5 protein-coding genes and 1 pseudogene (1 of these 6 running past the window's edge) are annotated in these 2,530 nt (G+C 35.6%); 5 read left to right on the top strand and 1 reads right to left on the bottom strand.

Annotated elements, in window-relative coordinates:
• Positions 1 to 192: 192 nt before the first annotated feature.
• Both COU51_00385 and COU51_00380 read left to right on the top strand, forming a co-directional pair.
• Positions 193 to 498, top strand: coding sequence for a hypothetical protein (locus COU51_00385; protein PIR67116.1), 306 nt, complete (start codon positions 193 to 195; stop codon positions 496 to 498).
• A gap of 116 nt (positions 499 to 614) precedes the next feature.
• Positions 615 to 950, top strand: a complete 336-nt coding sequence (locus tag COU51_00380; GenBank protein ID PIR67115.1) for a hypothetical protein — start codon at positions 615 to 617, stop codon at positions 948 to 950.
• A gap of 38 nt (positions 951 to 988) precedes the next feature.
• On the opposite strand, the gene COU51_00375 is transcribed toward COU51_00380, so the two are convergent.
• On the bottom strand, positions 989 to 1,642 hold the full coding sequence (locus tag COU51_00375; protein PIR67114.1) for a 23S rRNA pseudouridine synthase F: 654 nt from the start codon (positions 1,640 to 1,642) through the stop codon (positions 989 to 991).
• Between the two features lie 65 nt (positions 1,643 to 1,707).
• On the opposite strand from COU51_00375, the gene COU51_00370 reads away from it, so the two are divergent.
• From COU51_00370 to COU51_00360, 3 genes and pseudogenes are all read left to right on the top strand, one after another.
• Positions 1,708 to 1,902 (top strand): hypothetical protein, encoded by a 195-nt coding sequence (locus COU51_00370; protein ID PIR67113.1) that lies wholly within the window; start codon positions 1,708 to 1,710, stop codon positions 1,900 to 1,902.
• Between the two features lie 59 nt (positions 1,903 to 1,961).
• Entirely contained in the window at positions 1,962 to 2,228 is a 267-nt protein-coding gene (locus tag COU51_00365; GenBank protein ID PIR67112.1) for a hypothetical protein, read from the top strand.
• 130 nt (positions 2,229 to 2,358) lie between these two features.
• Positions 2,359 to 2,530, top strand: a pseudogene (locus tag COU51_00360) (hypothetical protein) (it continues 89 nt past the right edge of the window).

Genomic DNA, 2,530 nt, shown 5'->3' with positions numbered 1-2,530 from the left:
AGCTCAGAAAAAAGAAAAAACAAAAACAAAAGCAGTTGCAAAAAAAGTTTCTGCTAAAAAGAAAAAATAAAAGTTTTTAAAATCTCAGCGCAATTGCGCAACAAAAGTTCGGTAAAAAGCCGAACTTTTGTTATTGACAAAATATTAAAATTATGATAAATTTATTAACGGTTCCTTTCCAGGAGGCGCGAAATGGATACTATGAGGTTTCTACATGAGCTTTTGAGTTCAAAAAAACTACAATTACTGATAGATAGAAAAGTCTGTTTTACCTCCAAGGGCACAGAGTTAAACGAACTTTTTTGTTCTATCGTCGGAGTAAGTGCCGACCGTCTCAATAGAAAACTAACGCTCATGTTAAGTTCCCCAAGATTCAATCAATATCGCGAATTAAAAATGATTGATTGCACTTTTGATGAAATTAAATCAGGTCTTAATAAATGGTTTGCTGTTGTTGATGAGAATCTATATCTAGTAGGATCTCTAGAAATCATCTAAATTGCGTCACATACCACCTTTTACGAGGTGGTTTTTTTATTTTAAAACATATTTCTTGATTTATGGTATACTATTAATAGACTAATAAATCAATTTTATTATTAAACAAAAACATTATGTTTTTACTTGTTAACTGGCTCATAAACGCTGTTGTGATATTCGCAATGGCATATATCATTCCTGGCGTTGGGGTAGAAAGTTTTTGGATGGCCCTAATTGTCGCCGTAGTCATTGGTCTTCTAAGCGCGCTTCTAAAACCGCTTTTAATTTTTTTGACTTTGCCGATAAATATACTTACCTTGGGACTTTTTACCATAGTAATAAACGCGGCGATTGTAATGTTGGCTGATTATTTGATTACCGGTTTCAGTATTGCCAATTTTTGGTGGGCGCTTTTATTTGCCACTGTTCTCTCAATCGCAAACGGATTGGTTGCTCAATATAAGAAATAATTTAATATTTGAGAATAACAAATTTTAAATAGCGCCTTCTATAGCGCTATTTTTTTATATTCATTTATTCCCAGACCGTCTAATTTAATTTTTCCAATCCGCACCCGCTTCAAATCGCATACTCTGTATCCAAGCGCCCGACACATTAAACGGATTTGACGTTTTTTACCTTCTTTTAGAATAATAGAAAAAATTTTAGAACTGATTTTTTTAATTGAAACCGGTTTTGTTTTATAATATCCTTTTTCAGTTGAAATTATTACTCCAACTTTCATTTTATCTAAAAAATCTTGCGTAATTTGATTATCGACCTCTACCTCGTACTCTTTTTCCCACCCCAAAATTTTATTAGTAAGGCGCGGGTCGTTTGTAAGCAGTATCAAACCGTGGCTATTTTTATCTAGACGACCAATGGGATGCACCCTCACCGGATAATCAAAAATATCGGCAATTGATTTTTGTCCGCGGTGAGGAGAGCTGGTGACTATGTCTTTTGGTTTATTATAAGCCAAAGAGGCGTATTCTTTTCCGGCTATTTTTTTACCATTTACAAAAACTTCGCTATTTGAGGCAACTTTATCTCCGAGCTCAGCTTTTTCCCCATCAATCAACACCCTTCCATCTTCAATTAGCCGATCGGCTTCACGTCGGCTGAAATCACCAAAAAGCGCTATGTATTTATTAATCCTCATAACATTATAATAGCACTTCTTGCATTTTTAGCCAAAATGTATTAAATTATAGATGTGAGGTGCAAATGGCTCGGAAAAGTAGTGCTAAGAACTGGCAGAAGGAACCCGAAGCACCGAAGGTAAAATGTAGTCTTCGTACTTTTAAATGTAGTAATTGTGGGGAAAAATTTGAGTCCAATAAGGATGCATATGAATGTCCTTTTTGTGGAAGTCCGGCAATCATACCAAAGGAGGAAGAATATGGCAAAGGATGTATGTAAATTTACTTGTAACAAATGCGGGTATGAGTGGGAAGCTCTAAGGGTCAATATCAAAAAGAATGGTTGGCCGAAGCATTGCCCTAATCATGGCTGTGCTGACTTTCAGTGCGAATGTGGATGCACTCGCGCTACGGGATGTAAATGTGATGAGTGCGGATGTGACTCGAATAGTTGCGGGAATTGTTCTGACGATAAGGCAAAACAGAACAAAAAGAAGCATTTGCCTGGTCCAAAGACAAGCGGATGTGGCTCCAGTGGCTGTGGCGGATGTGGCTCCGGCAACAAAGGTCCAACCTTTTCCTCTGGCTAAAAAATCAAAAATATAGCTCCGAATATTCGGAGCTTTTTTAATTTGTAAAAGCTGTATTTAAAAAATAAACTATTTTATTATTTATTTATACATGGTTAATCTTGGAACTTTTGGTGATAATATATTATATGATATAATTATGATGTATGGCACACATAAAAGTTAAAAAATCCAATGGTGAATACGAGTTTCTTAATTTGGGGAAAATCATAAATGCTCTAAAGCGTGCCGGCGCAAGTGATAAATTGGCAGAAAAAATAACCTTGGCAATAGCAAAAACAGCTTGGAACGGAATAACTACTAGAGAGATTTATAAGA

Source organism: Parcubacteria group bacterium CG10_big_fil_rev_8_21_14_0_10_36_14, from assembly GCA_002772895.1.
Taxonomy (GTDB): domain Bacteria; phylum Patescibacteriota; class Patescibacteriia.
Note: the sequence above shows the minus strand (reverse complement) of the source record. Positions and strands in the feature narration are given on the sequence as shown.